Origin of the sequence: Ancylobacter moscoviensis (assembly GCF_007559435.1) — a bacterium.
Lineage (GTDB): Bacteria > Pseudomonadota > Alphaproteobacteria > Rhizobiales > Xanthobacteraceae > Ancylobacter > Ancylobacter moscoviensis.
Window position 1 is genome coordinate 1 of the sequence record NZ_VMBP01000004.1, and the last position, 23,539, is coordinate 23,539.

Here is a 23,539-nt window from a genome sequence, read left to right on the forward strand (position 1 = left end):
AGAGAAGCTGCGCTTCGCCATCCGTGAAGGCGGTCGCACCGTCGGCGCCGGCGTCGTCGCCGCAATCATCGAGTGATGATTTAAACAATCCCGAGGGGCGCGGGATCGCCTGCGCCCCTTTTTCGTGGAGCTCGTTACAGAGCCCGACTGACGAGCCCTCTGGGAGCCTGAAGTCAAATGAACGGCCAGAACATTCGGATCCGCCTCAAGGCGTTCGATCACCGCATCCTGGACGCCTCGACGCGCGAAATCGTTTCGACGGCGAAGCGCACGGGCGCCCAGGTCCGCGGTCCCATTCCGCTGCCCACGCGGATCGAGAAATTCACGGTCAATCGTTCGCCGCACGTGGACAAGAAGTCCCGTGAGCAGTTCGAGATGCGGACGCACAAGCGTCTGCTGGACATAGTCGACCCGACCCCCCAGACGGTGGACGCGCTGATGAAGCTCGACCTCGCCGCGGGTGTCGACGTCGAGATCAAGCTCTGAGAGAAGGCGAAGGGACACGGCCATGCGGTCAGGCGTCATCGCCCAGAAGGTCGGCATGACCCGCATCTTTAACGATGCAGGTGAACATGTTCCGGTCACTGTGCTGAAAGTCGATAATTGCCAGGTGGTTGCTCACCGGACCGTCGAGAAGAACGGCTACACGGCCGTCCAGCTCGGCGTCGGTCAAGCGAAGCCGCAGAACACCACGCGCGCCCTGCGCGGCCACTTCGCCGTCGCGAAGGTCGAGCCCAAGCGCAAGCTCGCGGAGTTCCGCGTCGAGGAGAACGGGCTGATCCCGGTCGGCGCCGAGCTGACCGTCGACCATTTCGTGGTCGGTCAGTTCGTCGACGTGACGGGCACCTCCATCGGTAAGGGTTTTGCCGGTGGTATGAAGCGCCACAACTTCGGCGGTCTGCGCGCCACGCACGGTGTGTCGATCTCGCATCGTTCGATCGGTTCGACCGGCGGCCGTCAGGACCCGGGCAAGACCTTCAAGAACAAGAAGATGCCTGGCCACCTCGGTGCCGAGACGGTCACCACCCAGAACCTCAAGGTCGTGCTGACGGATGTCGAGCGCGGTCTGATCGCGGTCGAGGGTGCGGTGCCCGGCAACAAGGGCGGCTGGATCATCGTGGCCGACGCCGTGAAGAAGCTGCTGCCGGCCGAAGCGCCGAAGCCGGGCAAGTTCCGGCTGCCGGGCGCGGAAGCGGCCAGCGAGGCGCCGGTGGCTGATGTGGCGCCCGCGACCGAGGCTCCGGCCGAGGAGAACGTGTGATGGAACTCGCCGTCAAAACTCTTGAGGGGGCCGAAGCCGGTTCCGTCACCCTGTCGGACGAGATCTTCGGTCTCGAGCCGCGCCAGGACATCCTGCACCGCGCTGTGGTGTGGCAGCTCTCGCGCCGCCAGGCCGGCACGCACGAGACCCTGACCCGCTCGGAAGTCAACCGCACCAAGCGGAAGATGTACAAGCAGAAGGGCACCGGCGGTGCTCGCCACGGTGCGGCTTCCGCTCCGCAGTTCCGCGGCGGCGCCAAGGCGTTCGGTCCGGTGGCCCGCAGCCACGCGATCGAGCTGCCGAAGAAGGTCCGGGCTCTCGCCCTGAAGCACGCCCTGTCTTCCAAGGCGAAGGACCAGCAGATCATCGTCCTCGACGATGCCACGCTGTCCGAGCCGAAGACCAAGCTGCTCAAGGAGCGTCTGGCGGGTCTTGGCCTGTCGAACGCCCTCGTGGTTTCGGGCGCCGAGGTGGATGCCAATTTCGGCCTCGCCTCGCGCAATGTCACCCACCTCGACGTGCTGCCCGTCCAGGGCATCAACGTCTACGACATCCTGCGTCGTCAGACTCTGGTGCTGACGAAGGCGGCTGTCGACGCTCTGGAGGCGCGCTTCAAATGAGTCTCGATCCGCGCCACTACGACGTGATCGTGTCCCCGGTCATCACCGAGAAGGCCACGAGCGCGTCCGAGCACAACAAGGTCGTCTTCAAGGTTGCTCTGTCGGCCACCAAGCCGCAGATCAAGGAGGCGGTCGAGAAGCTTTTCGACGTGAAGGTCGAGAGCGTGAACACGCTGGTCCGCAAGGGGAAGACGAAGTTCTTCCGCGGCCGCAAGGGCGTGCAGAACGACGTGAAGAAGGCGGTCGTGACCCTCGCCGAGGGGCACTCCATCGACATCACGACGGGTCTGTGAGCCGGAATTAAGGGACCAGAGACATGGCGCTCAAAACCTTCAAGCCGGTAACGCCGAGCCTTCGCCAGCTCGTCATCGTCGACCGCTCGGGCCTGTACAAGGGCAAGCCGGTCAAGACGCTGACCGAGGGTAAGTCGGAGGCGGGCGGCCGCAACAACACTGGTCGCGTGACCGTGCGCTTCCGTGGCGGCGGTCACAAGCAGGCCTATCGCGTCGTCGACTTCAAGCGCACCAAGCGTGACGTGGCGGCGACGGTCGAGCGTATCGAGTACGACCCGAACCGCACGGCGTTCATCGCACTCATCAAGTATGAGGACGGCGAGCTCAGCTACATCCTCGCGCCGCAGCGTCTTGCGGTTGGCGACCAGGTGATCTCGTCGAAGAACGTCGACGTGAAGCCGGGCAACGCCGCCCCGCTGGGCAACCTGCCGGTCGGCACGATCGTGCACAATGTCGAGCTGAAGATCGGCAAGGGCGGCCAGATCGCCCGTTCCGCCGGCTCGTACGCGCAGATCGTCGGCCGCGACCAGGGCTACGTGATCATCCGCCTCAACTCGGGTGAGCAGCGTCTGGTGCATGGCGAGTGCGTGGGCACGGTGGGCGCGGTGTCCAACCCCGACCACATGAACATCAATCTCGGCAAGGCCGGCCGCAAGCGCTGGCTCGGCCATCGCCCGCACAACCGCGGTGTCACGATGAACCCGGTCGACCACCCGCACGGCGGCGGCGAAGGCCGCACCTCGGGCGGCCGTCATCCGGTCTCCCCGTGGGGCTTCCCCACGAAGGGCAAGAAGACCCGGAAGAACAAGTCGACCACCAAGTTCATCGTGTCCAGCCGGCACGCCCGCAAGAAGTGAGCGAGGGAATCTGAACTATGTCTCGATCGGTCTGGAAAGGTCCGTTCGTCGACGGCTACCTCCTCAAGAAGGCGGAAGCCGCGCGCACGTCGGGTCGTCACGACGTCGTCAAGATCTGGAGCCGCCGTTCCACGATCCTCCCGCAGTTCGTGGGGATCACGTTCGGCGTGTACAACGGCAACAAGCATGTGCCGGTCTCGGTGACCGAGGACATGGTGGGCCACAAGTTCGGCGAGTTCGCCCCGACCCGTACCTATTACGGGCACGCGGCGGACAAGAAAGCCAAGCGCAAGTAAGGGCAGGGTCATGGGTAAGGCAGCTCGTCCGCGCACGCTCGCGGATACGGAAGCCAAGGCGGTTGCGCGTAACCTTCGCGTCAGCCCCCAGAAGCTCAACCTCGTCGCCGGTCTCATCCGGGGCAAGAAGGTCTCGGTCGCTCTGGCCGACCTGCAGTTCTCGCGCAAGCGGATCGCCGGCGACGTGAAGAAGTGCCTGGAGTCGGCGATCGCCAATGCCGAGAACAACCATGAGCTGGACGTTGACGATCTCATCGTCGCCGAGGCCCATGTCGGCAAGGGCCTGGTCATGAAGCGCTTCGCGGCGCGCGCCCGTGGTCGCGCCAGCCGTATCGAGAAGCCGTTCTCGCATATCACGATCGTGGTGCGTGAAGTCGAGGAGAAGGCCTGATGGGTCAGAAGGTCAACCCGGTCGGGCTGCGGCTCGGCATCAACCGCACCTGGGATTCGCGCTGGTTCGCCGGCAAGGGCGAATACGGTCAGCTGCTGCACGAGGACATCAAGATCCGCGAGATGCTGCTGAAGCTGCTGAAGCAGGCGGCCGTCAGCAAGATCGTGATCGAGCGTCCGCACAAGAAGTGCCGCGTGACCATCTACTCGGCCCGTCCGGGTGTGGTGATCGGCAAGAAGGGCGCCGACATCGACAAGCTGCGCAAGAAGGTCTCCGAGATGACCAGCTCGGAAGTCTTCATCAACATCGTCGAGATTCGGAAGCCGGAAATCGACGCGCGCCTCGTCGCCGAATCGATCGCCCAGCAGCTTGAGCGCCGTGTGGCGTTCCGTCGCGCCATGAAGCGCGCGGTGCAGTCGGCGATGCGTCTGGGCGCGGAAGGTATCCGTATCAACTGCTCCGGTCGCCTCGGCGGCGCGGAAATCGCGCGTCTCGAATGGTATCGTGAAGGCCGCGTGCCGCTTCACACCTTGCGCGCGGACGTGGATTACGGTACGGCCACCGCCTTCACGACCTACGGCACCTGCGGTGTCAAGGTCTGGATCTTCAAGGGCGAGATCCTGGAGCACGATCCGATGGCGCAGGACAAGCGCCAGTCGGAAGGTGAGCCGTCGGGTGGTCGCTCGTCTCGTCGCGACGCGGCGTGAGCAGAGTGAAGAAGGAATAAGAGGCGCGATATGCTGCAACCAAAGCGCACAAAGTTCCGCAAGCAGTTCAAGGGCCGCATCAGCGGTACCGCGAAGGGCGGGACTGACCTCAATTTCGGCCAGTTCGGGCTTAAGGCCCTTGAGCCGGAGCGCGTAACTGCGCGTCAGATCGAAGCCGCGCGTCGCGCGCTGACCCGTCACATGAAGCGTGCGGGCCGCGTGTGGATCCGGGTGTTCCCGGACGTGCCGGTGTCGTCGAAGCCGACCGAAGTCCGCATGGGTAAGGGCAAGGGCGCACCGGATTACTGGGCGGCCAAGGTCAAGCCCGGTCGCATCATGTTCGAGATCGACGGTGTGACCCAGGACATCGCCCGCGAGGCGCTGCGGCTGGCGGCGGCCAAGCTGCCGATCAAGACGCGTTTCGTCGAACGCATCGCCGAGTGACGGAGGAAATGATGACGAAGATCTCCGACGTTCGGACGAAGACGGCCGACGAGCTCCAGGATGAGCTGCTGAACCTCAAGAAGGAGCAGTTCAACCTGCGCTTCCAGAAGGCGACGGGTCAGCTCGAGAACACGGCGCGGGTGCGTCAGATCCGCCGCGATATCGCGCGGGTCAAGACCGTCCAGGCGCAGAAGGCCGCTCCCGCGGCCAAGGCTAAGTGAGGAGAGGGCGATGCCGAAGCGTTTGCTGCAGGGCGTCGTGGTGAGCGACAAGCAGGACAAGACCGTCGTGGTCCGGGTCGAGCGCCGTTTCACCCATCCGCTGCTGAAGAAGACCGTCCGTCGTTCCAAGAAGTACCATGCCCACGATGAGGGCAACGTCTGGAAGGAAGGCGACACCGTCTGGATCGAGGAGCACCGCCCCTTGTCCAAGCTCAAGAACTGGATCGTGGTCCAGGGCGAGAAGCGGGCTGAAGTCTGAACGCCCGGATAACGGGATTGAGGGGCGTGCGCCGGCTTAACGGCTGCACGCAGTTTTTGCGAGAAATAGGTGCGTCATGATCCAGATGCAGACCAATCTCGACGTGGCGGACAACTCCGGTGCGCGTCGCGTTATGTGCATCAAGGTGCTCGGCGGTTCGAAGCGCAAATATGCCCATGTCGGCGACATCATCGTGGTGTCGGTGAAGGAAGCCATTCCGCGCGGTCGCGTGAAGAAGGGCGACGTGATGAAGGCGGTCGTGGTTCGCACGGCCAAGGACATCCGTCGCGTCGACGGCTCGGTGATCCGCTTCGACCGCAATGCGGCCGTGCTGATCAACAACAACAAGGAGCCGGTCGGCACCCGTATCTTCGGGCCGGTTCCGCGCGAGCTTCGCGCCAAGAACCACATGAAGATCATTTCGCTGGCGCCGGAGGTGCTTTGATGGCCGCGAAGATTAAGAAGGGCGACAAGGTCGTCGTTCTCGCCGGCCGCGACAAGGGCCGCACCGGCGAGGTGTTCGAGGTGCTTCCGAAGGACGGCACCGCGCGCGTGCGCGGTATCAACCTCGTGAAGCGCCACCAGCGGCAGAGCGCGAACCAGGAAGGCGGGATCATCTCCAAGGAGGCCCCGATCGACCTGTCGAACATCGCGATCGCCGATCCGAAGGACGGCAAGCCGACCCGCGTCGGTTTCCTTGTGCAGGCGGACGGCACGAAGGTGCGCGTCGCCAAGCGCTCGGGGGAGAAGATCGATGGCTGAGACCAGCTACAGCCCGCGGCTGAAGGCCTTCTATGACGACGTTGTCCGTCAGAAGATGGTCGAGCAGTTCGGCTACAAGAACGTCATGGAAGTCCCGACGATCGACAAGATTGTCATCAACATGGGCGTTGGCGAAGCGACGGCGGATACCAAGAAGGTGCAGAACGCTGCGGCGGACCTCGCGCTGATCGCCGGCCAGAAGCCGGTCGTCACCCGCGCCCGCAAGGCGATCTCCAACTTCAGGCTGCGTGAAAACCAGCCGGTTGGTGCCAAGGTCACGCTGCGCAAGGCGCGGATGTTCGAGTTCGTCGACCGTCTCGTGAACATCGCCCTGCCGCGCGTGCGTGACTTCCGCGGCCTGAACCCCAAGAGCTTCGATGGCCGTGGCAACTACGCCCTCGGCATCAAGGAGCACATCGTGTTCCCCGAGATCAACTACGACAAGGTTGATCAGATGTGGGGCATGGACATCATCGTCTGCACGACGGCGAAGACGGACGACGAGGCGCGCGCGCTTCTGAAGGCCTTCAACTTCCCGTTCCGTCAGTAAGCATCCCCTTCCGGCCGTGGGGCGGGAGCCCCAAACGCGGAGACTAGGAGCAAGATCATATGGCGAAGAAGAGCGCGGTCGAGAAGAACGAACACCGCCGGAAGCTCGCGAAGAACTATTCCGGCAAGCGTTCGCGTCTCAAGGCCCTTATCAGTGACAAGGAACTGCCGATCGAGGAGCGCTTCGCAGCGGTCCTCAAGCTCGCGCAGCTCCCGCGCAATTCGGCGAAGGTGCGCATCCGCAACCGGTGCGAAGTCACCGGCCGCCCGCGTGCGTTCTATCGCAAGCTGAAGATGAGCCGCATCGCGCTCCGCGAACTTGGTTCGCAGGGCCAGATCCCCGGCCTCGTCAAGTCGAGCTGGTGAGGAGGGGCGATCCATGTCCACGACTGATCCGATCGGCGATCTGATTACCCGCATCCGCAACGCGCAGATGCGTCGTAAGGAAAAGATCACCACGCCGGGCTCGCGCCTGCGCGCCAGCGTTCTCGAAGTTCTGGCCTCCGAAGGCTTCATCCGCGGCTATACCGCGGGCGAGCCGGTCAACGGCCGTACCGAGTTCGAGATCGAGCTGAAGTACTATGACGGCGAGCCGGTGATCCGCGAGATCGCCCGCGTCTCGAAGCCTGGCCGGCGCGTCTACTCGTCGGTCAAGACCCTTCCCCGCGTCGCCAATGGTCTTGGCGTCGCTGTCGTCTCCACGCCGCAGGGCGTGATGGCGGACCACGAAGCCCGCGACAAGAACGTGGGCGGCGAGGTCCTCTTCACGGTCTTCTGATCGGGGAGGAGAGAGAGCACATGTCCAAGATCGGTAAAGCTCCCATTACTGTTCCGGCCGGCGTCACCGCCACGGTGGATGGCCAGACGGTGAAGGTTAAGGGCCCCAAGGGCGCCCTCGAAGTGAAGGTCGTCGACGAGATCGGCGTGAAGCTGGAGGGCGGCGCCCTCCTGTTCTCGCTGAACGGCGAGACCAACCGCCACAAGGCGATGTGGGGCCTTTCCCGCACGCTGGTGTCGAACCTCGTCGAAGGCGTGACCAAGGGCTTCGAGAAGAAGCTCGAAATCAACGGTGTCGGCTATCGCGCCGCGGTGCAGGGCAAGAACCTGAGCCTGGCGCTCGGCTTCAGCCACGACGTGAACTATCCGATCCCGGAAGGGATCCAGATCACGACGCCGAAGCCGACCGAGATCGTCGTGACCGGCATCGACCGCCAGAAGGTCGGTCAGGTCGCCGCCGAGATCCGCGAGTTCCGCGGTCCCGAGCCCTATAAGGGCAAGGGCGTGAAGTACGCGGGTGAGTTCATCTTCCGCAAGGAAGGCAAGAAGAAGTAACGGACCCGAACCATGGCTCAGTACCAGGACGCTACCGAGCGCCGCAAGGCGCGTGTCCGTCGTGCTCTCCGCGCGACGGCGAACGGGCGGCCGCGCCTTTCGGTGCATCGCTCGTCGAAGCACATCTATGCGCAGATCATCGACGACGCGCGCGGCGTGACGCTTGCGGCCGCCTCGACGCTCGAGAAGGACCTGCGGGGAAGCCTGAAGACCGGCGCGGATATCGCGGCGGCCCAGGCGATCGGCAAGCTCGTGGCGGAACGTGCCGTCGCAGCCGGTGTGAAGGATGTGGTCTTCGACCGCGGCGCCTTCATCTATCACGGCCGCGTCAAGGCGCTCGCCGATGCCGCCCGCGAGGGCGGCCTCAACTTCTGAGATCACGAGCGGGATCCCCCGCAGAACGACGAGGATAAGATCATGGCTCGTGAACGTGAGCGTGAACGCGAGGATCGCGACAACACGTTCGTGGACAAGCTGGTCCACATCAACCGTGTCGCGAAGGTTGTGAAGGGCGGCCGTCGCTTCGGCTTCGCCGCGCTGGTCGTCGTGGGCGACCAGAAGGGCCGCGTCGGCTTCGGCCACGGCAAGGCCCGTGAGGTGCCGGAAGCGATCCGCAAGGCGACGGAAGCCGCCAAGCGCGCGCTGATCCGCGTGCCGCTGCGCGAAGGTCGAACGCTGCACCATGACGTGCACGGCCATCACGGCGCCGGCAAGGTCATCCTGCGCGCTGCTCCGGCCGGTACCGGCATCATCGCCGGCGGCCCGATGCGCGCGGTCTTCGAGACGCTCGGCATGCAGGACGTGGTGGCGAAGTCTTTCGGCTCGTCCAATCCGTACAACATGGTCCGCGCGACCTTCGAGGCCCTGAAGAACCAGGATAGCCCGCGTCTGGTTGCGGCTCGCCGCAGCCTGAAGGTGTCGCAGCTTCAGTCGCGCCGCCGCGTCGACGACGCGGAAGCGACCGACTGACGCCTGAGAGGTCAAGGAAACTTATCATGGCGAAGAGCACCAAGACGGTCACGGTGGAGCAGGTCGGCAGCCCGATCCGCCGCCCTGACGATCAGCGGGCCACCCTCATCGGTCTCGGCCTCAACAAGCTCGGGCGTCGTTCGACGCTCGAAGACACCCCGGCCGTGCGTGGCATGATCCAGAAGGTTCGCCACCTCGTCCGCGTCGTCGAAGCGTGACGGCGGGAAGGAGACAGGCGATGAGCAGCCTCAACGAGATCAAGGACAACGCCGGCGCCCGCAAGAAGCGCATGCGCGTCGGCCGTGGCATCGGTTCCGGCAAGGGCAAGACCGCCGGCCGTGGCGTGAAGGGTCAGACCTCGCGCACCGGCGTCGCGATCAAGGGCTTCGAAGGCGGCCAGATGCCGATCCATCGGCGCCTGCCCAAGCGCGGCTTCCACAACATCTTCGCGCTGGACTGGAACGAGGTCACCCTCGGTCGCATCCAGACGGCGGTCGATGCCGGCAAGCTGGACGCCAAGGCGACCATCACCCAGGCGACGCTCGTCGAGGCGGGCGTGCTGCGCCGCGCCAAGGCTGGTGTGCGCGTGCTCGGCTCCGGTGAGCTGAAGGCGAAGGTGACGCTTGAAGTCGCGCATGCGACCAAGTCCGCCCTCGCGGCGGTCGAGAAGGCCGGCGGCAAGGTGACGCTGCTCGCGTCCAAGGCCGAGACTGGCGAAACGGCGGCCTGACGCTTAAGTCAGGCCTATCCGTACACTTGCAGAGCACAGACGAGGGAGCGAAGCCACCATGGCCTCGGCAGCAGAACAGCTCGCGGCTAACCTCAATTTCGGTGCTCTGGCGAAAGCCGACGAACTGAAGAAGCGCATCTGGTTCACGCTGGGTGCGCTTCTCGTGTATCGGCTGGGCACCTATATCCCGATGCCCGGGATCAATCCCGACGCGCTCGCCGACGTCTTCCGCACGGCGCAGCAGGGCATCATCGGCCTGTTCAACATGTTCTCGGGCGGCGCGGTCTCGCGCATGGCGATCTTCGCCCTGAACATCATGCCGTACATCTCCGCCTCCATCATCATCCAGCTGCTGACCACCGTCTCGCCGACGCTGGAAGCGCTGAAGAAGGAAGGCGAGGCGGGCCGTAAGCAGATCAACCAGTACACGCGCTACCTCACGGTGGTGCTCGCCGTGTTCCAGTCCTACGGCATCGCCGTCGGTCTCGAAGGCTCCGGCGCCGTGGTCTCGGATCCCGGCTGGTTCTTCCGCATCTCCACGGTCATCACCCTGACCGGCGGCACCATGTTCCTGATGTGGCTCGGCGAGCAGATCACCTCGCGCGGCATCGGCAACGGCATCTCGCTGATCATTTTCGCCGGCATCGTGGCGGAACTGCCCTCGGCGATCGCCAACACGCTGGAACTGGGCCGCCAGGGCGCGCTGTCGACCGGTATCATCCTCGCGGTGATCCTGATGGCCGTCGCGGTCATCATGTTCATCGTGTTCATGGAGCGTGCCCAGCGCCGGCTGCTGATCCAGTACCCGAAGCGCCAGGTCGGCAACAAGGTGTATGAGGGCCAGTCCTCCCACCTGCCGCTGAAGCTGAACACGTCGGGCGTCATCCCGCCGATCTTCGCCTCGTCGCTGCTGCTGATCCCGACCACGGTCGCGAGCTTCATGCAGGGGCAGGGGCCGGGATGGCTCACCACGGTGACGACCCTGATCGGCCACGGCCAGCCGCTCTTCATGCTGCTGTATGTGCTGCTGATTGTGTTCTTCTGCTTCTTCTACACCGCGATCGTGTTCAACCCGACCGAGACCGCGGACAATCTGAAGAAGCACGGTGGCTTCATCCCCGGCATCCGTCCGGGCGAGCGCACGGCCGAGTACATCGACTATGTGCTGACTCGCATCACCGTGATCGGTGCGGCTTACCTTGCGATTGTGTGCCTGTTCCCGGAGATTCTGATCTCCTACGCAGCGGTGCCGTTCTATTTCGGCGGTACATCGCTTCTCATCGTGGTGAGCGTGACCATGGATACGGTCGCGCAGGTCCAGGGACATCTGCTGGCGCATCAATATGAGGGGCTGGTCAAGAAGGCCAAGCTCAGGGGGAAGCGCCGATGAGGCTCATTCTGCTCGGGCCGCCGGGGGCGGGTAAGGGCACGCAGGCTCAGCGTCTGGTCACGCGCCACGGGATCGTCCAGCTCTCGACCGGCGACATGCTGCGGGAGGCGGTCCGCAACGGGACGCCTATCGGGCTCAAGGCCAAGGCCGTGATGGACGCGGGGCAGCTCGTTTCGGATGAGATCGTGGTCGGGATCATCTCCGACCGCATTGACGAGCCGGATTGCGCCCGCGGGTTTATCCTCGACGGTTTCCCGCGCACGGTGGCTCAAGCGGAGGCTCTTGACCGCATCCTCGCGGAGAAGGGCCTCAAGCTTGACGCGGTGATCGAGCTCAAGGTTGATCAGGACAAGCTGGTCCATCGTATCATCCAGCGCGCCAAGGAGACGGCGGCGCGCGGCGAGCCGGTGCGCAAGGACGACGATCCGGAGGTCTTCAAGACCCGGCTCGAAGCCTTCAACCGGGATACCGCCGTGGTCGCGCCTTACTATGCGAAGCGGGGCCTTCTGGTGGCTATCGACGGCATGCAACCGATCGACGAGGTCACCAAGGCGATCTCGGACGTGCTCGAGACGGTCTGAGGTATACGTCCGCGCGGCTTGACATGGGGGCGGAATCGCTCTATGTGCCGCGCTTCACTTAAGCGGATGCCGCGCATCGACATCAAACGCTGATGTCGCGCGGCTTCGTGCGTATCTCTGCAAGGGCCGGTCTCCACCGGACGCGGAGTTTGTCAATTCCGGCTTGCCGGATCACATGGAGAGAGCGACGTGGCTCGTATTGCAGGCGTAAATATCCCGACCAACAAGCGCGTCATCATTGCGCTTCAGTACATTCACGGCATCGGTGCGAAGAACGCCGCCGATATCGTTGAGAAGGTCGGCATTCCGCTCGATCGCCGGGTCAACCAGCTGACCGACCAGGAAGTGCTGCAGATCCGTGAGACGATCGACCGCGACTATCTGGTCGAAGGCGACCTGCGTCGCGAAGTCTCGATGAACATCAAGCGTCTGATGGACCTCGGCTGCTACCGCGGCCTGCGTCATCGTCGCGGCCTGCCGGTGCGTGGCCAGCGTACCCACACGAACGCCCGCACCCGCAAGGGTCCGGCCAAGCCGATCGCCGGCAAGAAGAAGTGAGTTGAGCGGGCTTCGGCCCGCTTTTCCGCGCCGGAGCCCTGGGCGGCCGGCGCATTCGACACGAATATTGTCCCGAGCGCCTGGAATGACGGGCGCGCCTGAAGGATCGAAGGTTTATGGCTAAAGAAGCTGCCCGCATCAAGCGCCGCGAGCGCAAGAACATCGCCTCCGGCGTCGCGCATGTGAATGCGTCGTTCAACAACACCATGATCACCATCACCGACGCGCAGGGCAACACGATCTCCTGGTCGTCGGCCGGCGCCATGGGCTTCAAGGGCTCGCGCAAGTCGACCCCGTATGCGGCGCAGGTCGCGGCCGAGGATTGCGCCCGCAAGGCCGCCGAGCACGGCATGCGCACCATCGAGGTCGAGGTGTCGGGTCCGGGTTCGGGCCGTGAGTCGGCGCTGCGCGCCTTCCAGGCCGCAGGCTTCACCGTGACGTCGATCCGCGACGTTACGCCGATCCCGCACAATGGCTGCCGTCCGCGCAAGCGTCGGCGCGTCTGACGCTTAATCATCCAGCGGCGCGCGAGCGCCGCAGGGGCCGCTGCGTTTGGCATTCCCTATCCGGCAGAGACCGGGGGCGGAGCTGCCGGCCAGGGTGTCCGGGGCACCGTCGAAACCAAGGGTGACGTCGTGATTCAGAAGAATTGGCAGGAGCTGATCAAGCCCGAGAAGCTCGAGGTCGCGGTCGGCAGCGATCCGAAGCGCCTCGCGACCGTTGTCGCCGAGCCGCTGGAGCGTGGCTTTGGCCAGACGCTCGGCAATGCGCTGCGCCGTATCCTGCTGTCCTCCCTCCAGGGCGCGGCGGTGACGTCCGTGCATATCGACGGCGTCCTGCACGAGTTCTCCTCTATTCCGGGCGTTCGCGAGGATGTCACCGACATCGTTCTGAACATCAAGGACATCGCCATCAAGATGGCCGGCGACGGCCCGAAGCGGATGGTGGTGAAGAAGCAGGGTCCGGGCATCGTCACCGCCGGTGACATCCAGACGGTGGGCGATGTGCAGGTGCTGAACCCCGAGCTCGTGCTCTGCACGCTCGACGACGGCGCCGAGATCCGCATGGAGTTTACGGTCGACACCGGCAAGGGGTACGTGGCGGCGGATCGCAACCGTCCCGAGGACGCGCCGATCGGCCTCATTCCGGTCGACAGCCTGTACTCGCCGGTCAAGAAGGTCTCCTACAAGGTCGAGAACACCCGCGAGGGCCAGATCCTCGACTATGACAAGCTGACCATGACCATCGAGACCAACGGTTCGGTCAGCCCCGAGGACGCGCTCGCCTTCGCCGCGCGCATCCTGCAGGACCAGCTCGAGATCTTCGTCAACTTTGAGGAGCCCAAGCGCGAAGCGGAAAGCCCTGCCATGCAGGAGCTGCCCTTCAACCCGGCGCTGCTGAAGAAGGTGGACGAGCTGGAGCTGTCGGTCCGTTCGGCGAACTGCCTGAAGAACGACAACATCGTCTACATCGGCGACCTGATCCAGAAGACCGAGGCGGAGATGCTCCGCACCCCGAACTTCGGCCGCAAGTCGCTGAACGAGATCAAGGAAGTTCTCGCGAGCATGGGCCTGCACCTCGGCATGGAAGTGCCTGGCTGGCCGCCGGAGAACATCGAGGATCTCGCCAAGCGGTTCGAAGATCACTACTGAGCATTGAACGCGGCGTTCGAGCCGCTACAACCATCATCGGCTCGAAAGCCGTCGCACGTTAGGATTTAGTCGCCATGAACCACGGCAAAGCCCATCGCCGGTTCAACCGGACCGCTGAGCACCGCAAGGCCATGTTCGCCAACTTGGCGCAGGCGCTCATCACCCATGAGCAGATCATCACCACCCTGCCGAAGGCCAAGGATCTTCGCCCGGTGGTCGAGAAGCTGATCACCCTCGGCAAGCGTGGCGGTCTGCACGCCCGCCGCCAGGCCATCGCCGAAGTGCGCGACGTTGCCGTCGTGCGCAAGCTCTTCGACGTGATCGGCCCGCGCTACAAGGAGCGCAACGGCGGCTACACCCGCATCATCAAGGCGGGCTTCCGCCATGGCGATTCGGCGGCGATCGCGGTGATCGAGCTGGTCGACCGCGACGAGGCGGCCAAGGGCGCGGCGGATCTCGCCCGTCACGAGGCGGCGAAGGCGGAAGAAGCCACCGCCGCGGCGTGAGCCGGCACACAGAACGAATTGGGACGAGGGGCGGCCAGGAGCCGCCCCTTTTCTTTTGGCGCACAGACGAGGGAAGGGTGCCGCGGATGCTGCTTGCCCTTTCTCCGCCGCAGGCCGGGGACTATATCTGGCGATATGAAACGCTTCGTCCTCATCACCGCCGCTCTTCTCGCCGCCGCTCCGCTCGCCGCGCAGCCGGCTCCCACCGTTCCGGTGCCGGGGGCTGCCGCCGGCGGCCCGCGCGTGCCGACCTCGCGGGCGGAGATCGGCCTCAGCTTCGCGCCGGTGGTGGCCCGCACGGCGCCGGCCATCGTCAACGTCTATGCGATGCGGGCCGTGCAGGCCCGGCGTGGCCCTTCGCTGCTGGAAGACCCGTTCTTCCGCCGCTTCTTCGGCATGCCGCAGGGCCCGGGATTCGGCGGCCCCAGCGAGCGCGTGCAGCGCTCCCTGGGCTCGGGCGTGATCGTCGACCCGTCGGGCATCGTGGTGACTAACAACCATGTCATCGAGGGTGCCGACGAGGTGCGCATCTCGCTTGCCGACAAGCGCGAATTCGACGCCGACATCCTGCTGCGCGATCCGCGCACCGATCTCGCGATCCTCAAGCTGCGGGACGGCAAGGCCAGCTTCCCGGCGGCGCAGCTCGGCTCCTCGGATGACCTTCAGGTCGGCGACATCGTGCTCGCCATCGGCAATCCGTTCGGCGTCGGCCAGACGGTGACGCAGGGCATCGTCTCGGCGCTTGCCCGCACGCAGGTTGGCATCACCGATTACCAGTTCTTCATCCAGACCGATGCGGCGATCAATCCCGGCAATTCCGGCGGCGCGCTCGTGGACGGTGCCGGCCGGGTGATCGGCATCAACACGGCGATCTTCTCTCGTTCCGGCGGCTCGCAGGGCATCGGCTTCGCCATTCCGGCGGACATGGTGCGCGTGGTGCTGGAATCGGCGCTTGGCGGCGGCAAGTCGGTGCGTCGCCCGTGGCTCGGCGCCAGCCTGCAGGCGGTGACGGCCGACATCGCGGAAGGGCTCGATCTGCCGCGGCCGGTCGGCTCGCTGGTCCAGAGCATCCGCCCCGGTAGCCCCGCCGAGAAGGGAGGGCTGCGCGTCGGCGATCTCATAACCAGCATCGCCGGGCAGGAGGTCGATGACCCCGACGCCTTTGGCTACCGCTTCGCGACCCGTCCGCTGGGCGGCACGGTGGAAGTGGCCGTCGTGCGGCAGGGCAAGGCGATGACACTGTCGATCCCGCTCCAGCCCGCGCCCGAGACGACGCCGCGCGAGGAGGTGACGCTTTCCGGTCGCTCGCCGCTCACCGGGGCAACAGTGGTGAATCTCTCCCCCGCCGTGGTCGAGGAGATGCGCACTATCGACGCCGACAAGGGCGTGGTGGTGACGGCGATTGCCGAGAACACACCGGCCGAGCGCACCAGCCTGCGGGCGGGCGACGTGATTCTGGAGATCAACGGCGTCGCGGTCGAGACTACCGCCGATCTCGTGCGCGCTACGGCGAAGCCGGCCCGCATGTGGCGGATCACCGTTCAACGCGGCGGCCGCACGCTGACCGCCATGGTTCCGGGCTGAGGCTGCCTTGTCCGATCTCTTCGCTACCGCCGGACTGGAAGGCGCGGCCCCGCGGCCGCTGGCGGATCGTCTGCGCCCGCAGCGCCTCTCCGAGGTCGTCGGGCAGGAGCATCTGACGGGGCCGGAAGGCGCGCTGACACGTATGATCGCGAACCGCTCGCTCGGCTCGCTGATCTTCTGGGGGCCGCCCGGCACCGGCAAGACCACGGTCGCCCGGCTGCTGGCGCGCGAGACCGACCTGCACTTCGAGCAGATCTCCGCCATCTTCACCGGCGTCGCCGACCTCAAGAAGGTTTTCGAGGCGGCACGGGGGCGGCGGGCCATCGGGCAGGGGACGCTGCTCTTCGTCGACGAGATCCACCGTTTCAACCGTGCCCAGCAGGATGGCTTCCTGCCGGTGATGGAAGACGGTACCATCACCCTGATCGGTGCGACGACGGAAAACCCGTCTTTCGAGCTGAACGCCGCGCTGCTGTCCCGCGCCCGCGTGCTCGTCTTCAAGGCGCTCGACGCGGAGGCCATCGAAAGGCTGTTGCAGCGCGCGGAGACGCTGGAGGGGCGGCGCCTGCCGCTCGATCCCGATGCCCGCGCGGCGCTCGCCGGCATGGCGGACGGCGACGGCCGCTATCTCCTCGGCCTTGCCGAGGAGCTGCTGTCCCTGCCGGAGGGGCCGGACCTCGACGTGGCGGGCCTCGCCGCCACCATGCAGAAGCGGGCGCCGATCTACGACAAGGGGCAGGACGAGCACTACAACCTGCTGAGCTGCTTCCATAAGAGCCTGCGCGGCTCGGATGTGAATGGCGCCATGTACTGGGCCGCTCGCATGATCACCGGTGGCGAGGACCCGGGAACCGTCTTCCGTCGCCTCTGCTGCGCGGCGTCCGAGGATGTCGGCATGGCCGATCCTCAGGCGATGCCGATGGTCGTGGCCGCGTGGAACGCCTTCGATCGCGTGGGCTGGCCGGAAGGCCGCCTGTTCCTCGCCCAGGCCATCGCCTATGTCGCCACCGCGCCGAAGTCGAATGCCGCCTATTCGGCCTTCAACGCGGCTTTGGCGCTGGCACAGAAGACCGGCTCGCTGCCGCCGCCCAAGCACATCCTGAATGCGCCGACCAAGCTGATGAAGGAACTCGGCTACCACGCCGGCTACCGCTACGATCACGATTTCCCCGATGCCTATGCCGGGCAGGAGTTCTTTCCCGAGGAACTCGCCGGCGATCCGCGGACGGATTTCTACGCGCCTAACGAGCGGGGCTTCGAGCGCGAGGTGAAGAAGCGGCTGGAATACTGGGCGCGCCTGCGCGCCGAGCGGCAGGGCAAGTGATTTGGGAGGCGGCCGGTGAATGCGATTGCACTGGTGTTCGTCGGGGCCGGCATCGGCGGCGTGCTGCGGCATCTGGTGAATGTCGCCGGGCCGCGAGTCTTCGGCACCGGATTCCCGGCCGGAACCCTGCTGATCAACGTGCTCGGCTCGTTCCTCATCGGCTGCGTCGCGGGCTGGCTCGCCTTCAAGGCGGGAGAAAGCTGGAGCCAGAACGTGCGGCTCTTCGTCGTCACCGGCGTTCTCGGCGGCTTCACCACCTTCTCCGCCTTCTCTCTGGAGACCGCCTTGCTGGCGGAGCGCGGGGAGATGGGCCTCGCGGCGCTCTATGTCGGCGGTTCCGTCGCCCTTTCGCTCTTTGCCGTGTTCGGCGGGCTCGCGCTGATGCGGGCTCTCGCGTGACGCGGCGCTGCGTCTCGGCTATGTGCTGGGGCGAGGAGAAAACCATCCATGGCCGTTGAGACACGCCGCGTCGACCCGGACGAAGAGGGCATGCGGCTCGACCGCTGGTTCAAGACGCATTTCCCCGACCTGTCCTTCGGTCATCTGCAGAAGCTGCTGCGCAGCGGGCAGGTGCGGGTGGACGGCGGCCGGGTGAAGACCAATTCGCGCCTTTCCGCCGGCCAGAGCATCCGTATTCCGCCGCTGGAGGAGAAGCCGCAGCTTTCCGCCGCCGACCATCTGGAGGCCGAGGAGCGCGTCGCGCGCGGCGAGGCGCCGGTCCGTCCGGCGCGGAATGGTACGCCCGCTCGCGGGGAGGGCGTCGTGGCGCCGGCGGTGAAGCGCGCCAGCGCCGACGACAAGGACGCGGTCGCGCTGCGTCAGATGACGCTCTACGAGGATCGCGACGTGCTCGTGCTCAACAAGCCCTACGGCCTCGCCGTGCAGGGCGGCTCGGGCACCTATCGGCACGTCGACGGCATGTTGGAGGCGCTGCGTGGTGATGACGGCCAGAAGCCGCGCCTCGTGCACCGCATCGACAAGGACACCTCCGGCATCCTTCTGGTGGCCAAGAGCCGCCTTGCGGCCTCCACCTTGGCCAAGACGTTCCGCTCGCGCTCGGCGCGCAAGGTCTACTGGGCTCTGGTCCCCGGCGTTCCGCGCCCGTCGCAGGGGCGCATCTCGACCTATCTCGCCAAGGACGAGGCGGCGGAGCGGATGCGCGTTGCCCGCCACGGCGACGACGAGGCGAGCCACGCCATCTCCTACTACGCCGTGGTGGACCATGCGGCGCAGAAGCTGTCCTGGCTGTCGCTGAAGCCGGTCACGGGCCGCACGCACCAGCTGCGCGCCCATGCGGCCCATATCGGCCATCCCATCGTCGGCGATCCGAAATATTTCAACGTCGAGAACTGGCCGCTGCCGGGCGGCCTGCAGAACCGGCTCCACCTGCTGGCGCGGCGGCTCGTCATCCCGCATCCGCGCGCCGACCGGCTGATAGACGTTTCCGCGCCGCTGCCGCCGCATATGCAGCAGAGCTGGAACGTGCTCGGCTTCGACGCTTCGCAGTACGATCCCATCGTCGAGGCGCCGGAGAGCTGACCCGCTCCATTCAGCCATGCGGCGCGCGACGGGCTGGAACGCTCGCCGGGCGTTCTCGAACGGATGGCGCGGCGGCGGGCGATGGGCTAGGGATTTGGCGCTGTCATCTTTCGGGAAGCCCTGCCATGTCCTGCCTCGCGAGCCGCGTTGCCATCGTCCTGGCGGTGTGCGGGCTCGCCGCGGCGCCGGCCTTGGCGGCGCAGGATTGCGAGGGCAGACTCGGCACCTCGCGCGTCATGGAGGTCGACCCCACGGGCGGGCTCCAGGTCGGCACCAAGCATTTCCCGCAGACCCTCGACCTCGCCGACAAGGAAGTCGTGCTCACCTTCGACGACGGGCCTCTGCCCGGCACGACCCCGGCCGTGCTGAAGGCGCTGGCCCGCGAATGCGTGCGTGCGACCTTCTTTCTGGTCGGCCGCAACGCGGCGGCGCATCCGGACCTCGTCCGCCGCGCGATCGCTGAGGGGCACACGGTCGGCCATCACAGCATGACCCACCCCATGACGCTGGCCGACATGCCCTTCGACAAGGCGGTCGCCGACATCGACCGGGGCCTGCGGGCGGATGACAAGGCGGCCTATGGCGTCGCTGGCGCCCGCCCGCCCGTGCCGTTCTTCCGCTTCCCCGGCTTCGGCTCCTCGCCGGAGTTGCTGGACTATCTGAAGGGGCGGGGAATCGGCGTATTCGGCGCCGATTTGTGGGCGTCGGACTGGAATCCGATGACGCCGGACGAGCAGCTCAAGCTGGTGATGACCCGGCTCGACCATGCCGGGCGGGGAATCATCCTGTTCCACGACACCCGCAGCCAGACGGTGAAGATGCTGCCGGCCTTCCTGGCGGCGCTGAAGGAGAAGGGCTACCGGGTGGTGCACGTCGTGCCGCCGCCGGCCCGTTCCGCCGCCGTGCCGCAATAGGCGCTTCCAACCGAACCGTTTTTCCGATGCCGGGTGCCGAAAACGACAACGGCGACCCTGAAGGTCGCCGTGCGTTCCGAACCCGGATTGTTTGGTGCGGTCGAGAGGACTCGAACCTCCACGGTGTTACCCACTGCCACCTCAAGGCAGCGCGTCTACCAATTCCGCCACGACCGCATTGCTGGCACCGAGGCTGCTTCGTCAGCAGCCGGCGCGAGCGGGGCATCGTCTAACAGATCGAATGGGGCTCCACAAGGGCCGCGACGCCCGCGACGCCGGTCCGCCGCCGCCTGTGGACAGCCGTGCCCGGCACGCATGGCGGAGGCAGGAGACAGAAGACGGGGCAGTGACTATGTATCCTGTCATGACCGATGCGCCGCACCTCACCCCGAACCCCGCCGCCATGGCGCGCGATGTGCTCTCGCCCGTGCTTCTCGCCGGGCCCGGCAATCCGCCGGTGCGCTGGCGTGTCTCGGTGGAGCCCGTCGCCTATCCCGACGCTCTGGCGGAGATGGACCGGCTGGCCGAGGAGATCGCGGCCGGGCGTGCCGACGAACTGGTCTGGCTGCTGGAGCATCCCCCGCTCTACACCGCTGGCACCAGCGCGCGGCCGGAGGATCTTGTGGACGCGGAGCGATTCCCGATCTTCCAGACGGGGCGGGGCGGGCAGTTCACCTATCACGGCCCCGGCCAGCGCGTGGCCTATGTGATGCTCGACCTCAAGCGCCGCGAGCCGGACCTGCGCCGCTACGTCGCCGCGCTGGAGGAATGGCTCATCCGTGCGCTCGACGCCTTCAACGTGAAGGGCGAGCGGCGCGAGGACCGCGTCGGCGTCTGGGTGCGCCACCCGACCAAGGCCGGGGAGGGCGAGGACAAGATCGCCGCCATCGGCATCCGCGTGCGCCGCTGGGTGACGATGCACGGCATCTCGCTGAATGTGGAACCGGAGCTGTCGCATTTCGCGGGCATCGTGCCCTGCGGGGTGCGCGAGCACGGCGTCACCAGCCTCGTCGAGCTGGGGCTGCCGGTGACGATGGAGGATGCCGACCTCGCGCTGCGCCGCGCCTTTGAGACGGTCTTCGGGCCGACGATCGCCGAGGAGGCTACGCCGTCAGCTTGAAGCCGAGGGTCAGCACGTTGCGTCCACCCTCGCGCCGGTAGGCGAAGCTGTCGCAGAGCGTGCGCACCAGATGCACGCCGAGCCCGCCTATGGGGCGTTCCTCGACCGTGCCGGTGAGGTTCGGCGCCGGGGCGGCGAAGGGATCGAAGGCGTCGCCATCGTCGCTGAAGGTGAGTTCCAGCCGGTCGCCGGTGCGGCGGATATGTACGCCGATGTCGCCGGTGCGCCCGTCCGGGTAGCCGTGGTCGACGGCGTTGTTGAAGAACTCGTCGACCGCGAGCTCCAGCCGGTAGGCCGGCGTCGGCGGGATGTCCGCCTGCTCGATGAAGGATTCGAGCCGGCCGATCAGCGGTTCGAGCTGGCTGAGGTCGTTCGTCAGGCGGATGTCGAGCTCAAGGTCAGTCAACGGCCCGTCCCCCATTCCGTCGCGCCGCCGATGAAGCCGGTGGCGCCCGATCAGGTGAAGGTGGCGAGGGCCGCTTCGCGGCTCTGATGGATCGGAATCAGCGTCGAGAAGCCGCTGACGTCGAACACTTCATGCACCTGCGGGATCAGGCCACACACCGCCAGCGTCGCGCCGGAGCTGCGCGCCAGCTTGGTGGCCTTCAGCACAACGCGCAGGCCGGCCGAGCTGATGTAGGTGAGATCGGCGAAGTCCAGCAGGATGACGCTGCCGTCGTCCGGCGCCGCCGCCAGGAACTCGTCCAGCTTGGGAGAAGAGCTGCTGTCGAGCCGTCCCCGTACGGCGGTGACCACGACATTGCCCTCGACGATACGGTCGATCTGTATCACGTCCCAACTCCAAGAATGCCGCTGCAGGACGCTGCCGGGACAGGACCGGGGGCATGTTCCGTGCCCGCTTCGCCTGCCGGTCCGCCTGTCGCGTGCGGATGCCTGAGAAGTACCGGCAACGCGCTAGCCGCGCAAGCGTGTCCGGCGGGTCTCGATGCCGTCGCGCGGCGTCCGTCAGTGCTCGAAACGAAGGGTGAGGATCTGCCGTTCGCCCTCCTTGCCGAGCACCAGCCGGTCGGCGCGCTTGCTCAGCATGTAACCCACGAAACGAGCCACCGCCTGCGCGTCGCCGAGCAGGTCCTCGGGCGCGGGGCGGTGGGTGGGAATGGCGATCGCCTCGCCCTCGTAGAGCAGGCTGACGTCGAAATTGGTCTCATCGAAGCGGGCACGCATTTCGACGCCCTTCTCGGCGACGCCGGTGTCGAGCAGCATCTCGACGGCTTCCGCCACCACCGGAATGGCGGCGGCGATCACGTCGCGCCGCGCGCCCCACAGGTCACCCTGGCGTTCGAGGAACTCGGTTGTCGCCACGAACGGGTTGTCGCCCGGCACCACCGGACGCGACGCCTCCTGCCGGATGCCGATGCGGAAGAACAGGTTCAGCGCGATGGCGACGCCGGTCGAGACCGAGAGCGGGGATTCCAGAATGGGCTGCATCCAGTCCGGCGTGGCGTGCACCAGCTCCGGCAGGATCGCCACGGCGAGGCCGGTGAGGACCGCGAGGCCGACGGTGAAGATGCGCCGGTCGCTCAGGCGGCGGGAGAGGATGAGTTCCATGCCGGCCACGATGAGGAAGGCCGCCGCATAGATCAGGATCGCGCCGATGACCGGGGCGGGGATGATCGTCAGCGCGCCAATCAGGCGCGGCGAGAAGGTCGCGAGCAGCATCATCGCGCCGGCCACCACGCCGACGCGCCAGGCGGTGGTGCCGGTGGCGAAGGCGACGCCGATGGCGGCGGAGGAGGAGGCGCTGGCGAAGCCGCCGGTGACGGCGGCACCCATGTCCGCGACGGTGTTGGCGCGGATGGCCCGTCCCGCCTGCGCGAGGTCGGCCCGCCGCCAGTCGGCGTCGTCCATGCGCTGCATCGAGACGACCGTGCCGAGCATGTCGACGGCGGAGATGATGCCGGTGAGGATGGCCGCCGGTACGAGCGCCCAGGAGAAGAAGCTGATGCCGGGCAGGCCGAGCTTGGGCAGGTCCACATAGGGCAGGGTGGAGAAGGTCTCCGCCGGGGCGGGGGCCACGCCGACATAGGCCGCCAGTCCCCAGCCGACCCCGGCGCCGATGGCGACGGCGAAGAGGCGCAGCAGGCCGCGCGAGAAGATGGCGAGCAGGATGATGATGACCAGCGACACGAGGCTGACCAGCGGATAGCGCAGATCCAGCGCTGCGCCGCCGCTTTCCGCGGCCAGGTTGAACACGCGGCGCAGCGCCGGCTCGGCCAGAGCGACGCCCAGCATGGTGACGGCGACGCCGCAGATCTCCGGCGGGAACACCGCCCGCAGCGCGCCCATGAAGCGGGAGAGGGTGAGCTGCGAGACGGCGGCTATGAGGCTCATTCCCGCATACAGCGCCGGCCCGCCGGCGGCCATGGACTGCACGGCGAGCGGCAGGTGTGCCATGTTCGGGATCTGAATCAGCAGCAGCCCCGCGCCGACCCTCGGCAGGCATTCGATCAGCGTCGCCAACGCCATGAAGATGATGCAGCTGGTGATCAGCATCTGGGTGTCCTCGAAGGACATCCCGGCCTCGGCGGCCGCCACCAGCGGATAGACGAGGAACAGCAAAGCGAGGCTGGCGTGCTGTATGGCGAGGATGACCAGCGTGCCGAGCGGGAGCTTCTCGTTGACCGAGTAGAGAATGTTCGAAGGTTTGCGCGGCATGTCG

Annotated in this window: 37 protein-coding genes and 1 tRNA gene; 34 read left to right on the plus strand and 4 right to left on the minus strand. The window is 66.3% G+C overall.

Annotated features, from left to right (window positions below; translation table 11 throughout):
- The 33 genes from FO470_RS12365 to FO470_RS12525 form a co-directional block, all read left to right on the plus strand.
- On the plus strand, window positions 1-76 hold a 76-nt coding region (locus FO470_RS12365; protein WP_144343697.1), incomplete at its 5' end, for an EF-Tu C-terminal domain-related protein.
- Window positions 77-177: 101 nt separating this feature from the next.
- Window positions 178-486 carry a 30S ribosomal protein S10 gene (gene rpsJ, locus FO470_RS12370; protein ID WP_013166261.1) on the plus strand — a complete coding sequence of 103 codons (309 nt, stop codon included), beginning with the start codon at window positions 178-180 and terminating at the stop codon, window positions 484-486.
- Window positions 487-508: 22 nt separating this feature from the next.
- Entirely contained in the window at window positions 509-1,261 is a 753-nt protein-coding gene (gene rplC / locus FO470_RS12375; protein WP_144343291.1) for a 50S ribosomal protein L3, read from the plus strand.
- Entirely contained in the window at window positions 1,261-1,881 is a 621-nt protein-coding gene (gene rplD, locus FO470_RS12380) for a 50S ribosomal protein L4 (RefSeq protein WP_144343292.1), read from the plus strand. Before rplC ends, rplD begins: the two co-directional genes overlap by 1 nt.
- Window positions 1,878-2,174 (plus strand): 50S ribosomal protein L23, encoded by a 297-nt coding sequence (locus FO470_RS12385; protein WP_144343293.1) that lies wholly within the window; start codon window positions 1,878-1,880, stop codon window positions 2,172-2,174. Before rplD ends, FO470_RS12385 begins: the two co-directional genes overlap by 4 nt.
- A gap of 23 nt (window positions 2,175-2,197) precedes the next feature.
- Window positions 2,198-3,031, plus strand: a complete 834-nt coding sequence (gene rplB, locus FO470_RS12390) for a 50S ribosomal protein L2 (RefSeq protein ID WP_144343294.1) — start codon at window positions 2,198-2,200, stop codon at window positions 3,029-3,031.
- Window positions 3,032-3,048: 17 nt separating this feature from the next.
- Entirely contained in the window at window positions 3,049-3,327 is a 279-nt protein-coding gene (gene rpsS, locus FO470_RS12395) for a 30S ribosomal protein S19 (RefSeq protein ID WP_144343295.1), read from the plus strand.
- Window positions 3,328-3,337: 10 nt separating this feature from the next.
- Window positions 3,338-3,718, plus strand: a complete 381-nt coding sequence (rplV, locus tag FO470_RS12400) for a 50S ribosomal protein L22 (RefSeq protein WP_144343296.1) — start codon at window positions 3,338-3,340, stop codon at window positions 3,716-3,718.
- Complete coding sequence (gene rpsC / locus FO470_RS12405; protein WP_144343297.1) at window positions 3,718-4,425, plus strand: 30S ribosomal protein S3; 708 nt, start codon at window positions 3,718-3,720, stop codon at window positions 4,423-4,425. The genes rplV and rpsC overlap by 1 nt, the downstream gene beginning before the upstream one ends.
- A 30-nt stretch (window positions 4,426-4,455) precedes the next feature.
- Complete coding sequence (gene rplP / locus FO470_RS12410; protein WP_144343298.1) at window positions 4,456-4,869, plus strand: 50S ribosomal protein L16; 414 nt, start codon at window positions 4,456-4,458, stop codon at window positions 4,867-4,869.
- Between the two features lie 11 nt (window positions 4,870-4,880).
- Window positions 4,881-5,090 (plus strand): 50S ribosomal protein L29, encoded by a 210-nt coding sequence (gene rpmC, locus FO470_RS12415; protein ID WP_144343299.1) that lies wholly within the window; start codon window positions 4,881-4,883, stop codon window positions 5,088-5,090.
- 10 nt (window positions 5,091-5,100) lie between these two features.
- Window positions 5,101-5,349 carry a 30S ribosomal protein S17 gene (gene rpsQ / locus FO470_RS12420; protein ID WP_013166271.1) on the plus strand — a complete coding sequence of 83 codons (249 nt, stop codon included), beginning with the start codon at window positions 5,101-5,103 and terminating at the stop codon, window positions 5,347-5,349.
- A gap of 76 nt (window positions 5,350-5,425) precedes the next feature.
- Window positions 5,426-5,794 (plus strand): 50S ribosomal protein L14, encoded by a 369-nt coding sequence (gene rplN, locus FO470_RS12425; RefSeq protein WP_018390610.1) that lies wholly within the window; start codon window positions 5,426-5,428, stop codon window positions 5,792-5,794.
- On the plus strand, window positions 5,794-6,111 hold the full coding sequence (gene rplX / locus FO470_RS12430) for a 50S ribosomal protein L24 (RefSeq protein ID WP_144343300.1): 318 nt from the start codon (window positions 5,794-5,796) through the stop codon (window positions 6,109-6,111). The genes rplN and rplX overlap by 1 nt, the downstream gene beginning before the upstream one ends.
- Window positions 6,104-6,661, plus strand: coding sequence for a 50S ribosomal protein L5 (gene rplE / locus FO470_RS12435; protein WP_144343301.1), 558 nt, complete (start codon window positions 6,104-6,106; stop codon window positions 6,659-6,661). The genes rplX and rplE overlap by 8 nt, the downstream gene beginning before the upstream one ends.
- Window positions 6,662-6,720: 59 nt before the next feature.
- Entirely contained in the window at window positions 6,721-7,026 is a 306-nt protein-coding gene (rpsN, locus tag FO470_RS12440) for a 30S ribosomal protein S14 (protein WP_144343302.1), read from the plus strand.
- 13 nt (window positions 7,027-7,039) lie between these two features.
- Window positions 7,040-7,438: a 30S ribosomal protein S8 gene (gene rpsH, locus FO470_RS12445; RefSeq protein ID WP_144343303.1), complete on the plus strand. Its 399-nt coding sequence runs from the start codon at window positions 7,040-7,042 to the stop codon at window positions 7,436-7,438.
- A 20-nt stretch (window positions 7,439-7,458) separates the two neighbouring features.
- Window positions 7,459-7,992 (plus strand): 50S ribosomal protein L6, encoded by a 534-nt coding sequence (rplF, locus tag FO470_RS12450; RefSeq protein WP_144343304.1) that lies wholly within the window; start codon window positions 7,459-7,461, stop codon window positions 7,990-7,992.
- Between the two features lie 12 nt (window positions 7,993-8,004).
- The gene (gene rplR / locus FO470_RS12455; RefSeq protein ID WP_144343305.1) at window positions 8,005-8,367 is read left to right on the plus strand and encodes a 50S ribosomal protein L18; all 363 of its coding nucleotides are present in this window, start codon (window positions 8,005-8,007) and stop codon (window positions 8,365-8,367) included.
- A gap of 42 nt (window positions 8,368-8,409) precedes the next feature.
- Window positions 8,410-8,961, plus strand: a complete 552-nt coding sequence (gene rpsE, locus FO470_RS12460) for a 30S ribosomal protein S5 (protein ID WP_013166279.1) — start codon at window positions 8,410-8,412, stop codon at window positions 8,959-8,961.
- Window positions 8,962-8,987: 26 nt separating this feature from the next.
- Window positions 8,988-9,179 (plus strand): 50S ribosomal protein L30, encoded by a 192-nt coding sequence (gene rpmD / locus FO470_RS12465; RefSeq protein WP_144343306.1) that lies wholly within the window; start codon window positions 8,988-8,990, stop codon window positions 9,177-9,179.
- A gap of 20 nt (window positions 9,180-9,199) precedes the next feature.
- Window positions 9,200-9,691: a 50S ribosomal protein L15 gene (rplO, locus tag FO470_RS12470; protein ID WP_144343307.1), complete on the plus strand. Its 492-nt coding sequence runs from the start codon at window positions 9,200-9,202 to the stop codon at window positions 9,689-9,691.
- Between the two features lie 58 nt (window positions 9,692-9,749).
- Window positions 9,750-11,081 (plus strand): preprotein translocase subunit SecY, encoded by a 1,332-nt coding sequence (gene secY / locus FO470_RS12475; RefSeq protein ID WP_144343308.1) that lies wholly within the window; start codon window positions 9,750-9,752, stop codon window positions 11,079-11,081.
- Complete coding sequence (locus FO470_RS12480; protein ID WP_144343309.1) at window positions 11,078-11,662, plus strand: adenylate kinase; 585 nt, start codon at window positions 11,078-11,080, stop codon at window positions 11,660-11,662. The genes secY and FO470_RS12480 overlap by 4 nt, the downstream gene beginning before the upstream one ends.
- Window positions 11,663-11,851: 189 nt before the next feature.
- Entirely contained in the window at window positions 11,852-12,220 is a 369-nt protein-coding gene (rpsM, locus tag FO470_RS12485) for a 30S ribosomal protein S13 (protein ID WP_013166284.1), read from the plus strand.
- 116 nt (window positions 12,221-12,336) lie between these two features.
- Complete coding sequence (rpsK, locus tag FO470_RS12490; RefSeq protein ID WP_144343310.1) at window positions 12,337-12,726, plus strand: 30S ribosomal protein S11; 390 nt, start codon at window positions 12,337-12,339, stop codon at window positions 12,724-12,726.
- 129 nt (window positions 12,727-12,855) lie between these two features.
- Entirely contained in the window at window positions 12,856-13,872 is a 1,017-nt protein-coding gene (locus FO470_RS12495) for a DNA-directed RNA polymerase subunit alpha (protein ID WP_144343311.1), read from the plus strand.
- A gap of 74 nt (window positions 13,873-13,946) precedes the next feature.
- Window positions 13,947-14,378 (plus strand): 50S ribosomal protein L17, encoded by a 432-nt coding sequence (gene rplQ / locus FO470_RS12500; protein ID WP_144343312.1) that lies wholly within the window; start codon window positions 13,947-13,949, stop codon window positions 14,376-14,378.
- Window positions 14,379-14,513: 135 nt separating this feature from the next.
- Window positions 14,514-15,962 (plus strand): DegQ family serine endoprotease, encoded by a 1,449-nt coding sequence (locus FO470_RS12505; protein ID WP_144343313.1) that lies wholly within the window; start codon window positions 14,514-14,516, stop codon window positions 15,960-15,962.
- A gap of 7 nt (window positions 15,963-15,969) precedes the next feature.
- Complete coding sequence (locus FO470_RS12510; RefSeq protein ID WP_144343314.1) at window positions 15,970-17,286, plus strand: replication-associated recombination protein A; 1,317 nt, start codon at window positions 15,970-15,972, stop codon at window positions 17,284-17,286.
- Window positions 17,287-17,301: 15 nt separating this feature from the next.
- Entirely contained in the window at window positions 17,302-17,685 is a 384-nt protein-coding gene (gene crcB / locus FO470_RS12515) for a fluoride efflux transporter CrcB (RefSeq protein ID WP_144343315.1), read from the plus strand.
- A 48-nt stretch (window positions 17,686-17,733) separates the two neighbouring features.
- Window positions 17,734-18,825 carry an RluA family pseudouridine synthase gene (locus FO470_RS12520; protein ID WP_144343316.1) on the plus strand — a complete coding sequence of 364 codons (1,092 nt, stop codon included), beginning with the start codon at window positions 17,734-17,736 and terminating at the stop codon, window positions 18,823-18,825.
- 125 nt (window positions 18,826-18,950) lie between these two features.
- Window positions 18,951-19,739: a polysaccharide deacetylase family protein gene (locus FO470_RS12525; protein WP_144343317.1), complete on the plus strand. Its 789-nt coding sequence runs from the start codon at window positions 18,951-18,953 to the stop codon at window positions 19,737-19,739.
- A gap of 92 nt (window positions 19,740-19,831) precedes the next feature.
- Here the strand turns inward: FO470_RS12525 and FO470_RS12530 are convergent.
- A tRNA-Leu gene (locus FO470_RS12530) sits at window positions 19,832-19,916 on the minus strand.
- A 187-nt stretch (window positions 19,917-20,103) separates the two neighbouring features.
- Between FO470_RS12530 and lipB the strand changes: the two genes are divergently transcribed.
- Entirely contained in the window at window positions 20,104-20,859 is a 756-nt protein-coding gene (gene lipB / locus FO470_RS12535) for a lipoyl(octanoyl) transferase LipB (protein WP_144343318.1), read from the plus strand.
- Here the strand turns inward: lipB and FO470_RS12540 are convergent.
- From FO470_RS12540 to FO470_RS12550, 3 genes are all read right to left on the minus strand, one after another.
- Window positions 20,843-21,265, minus strand: a complete 423-nt coding sequence (locus tag FO470_RS12540) for an ATP-binding protein (RefSeq protein ID WP_144343319.1) — start codon at window positions 21,263-21,265, stop codon at window positions 20,843-20,845. The genes lipB and FO470_RS12540 overlap by 17 nt on opposite strands.
- A 50-nt stretch (window positions 21,266-21,315) precedes the next feature.
- Entirely contained in the window at window positions 21,316-21,651 is a 336-nt protein-coding gene (locus FO470_RS12545; protein ID WP_144343320.1) for an STAS domain-containing protein, read from the minus strand.
- A gap of 174 nt (window positions 21,652-21,825) precedes the next feature.
- Window positions 21,826-23,535 carry a uracil-xanthine permease family protein gene (locus tag FO470_RS12550; protein WP_144343321.1) on the minus strand — a complete coding sequence of 570 codons (1,710 nt, stop codon included), beginning with the start codon at window positions 23,533-23,535 and terminating at the stop codon, window positions 21,826-21,828.
- Window positions 23,536-23,539 lie beyond the last annotated feature (4 nt).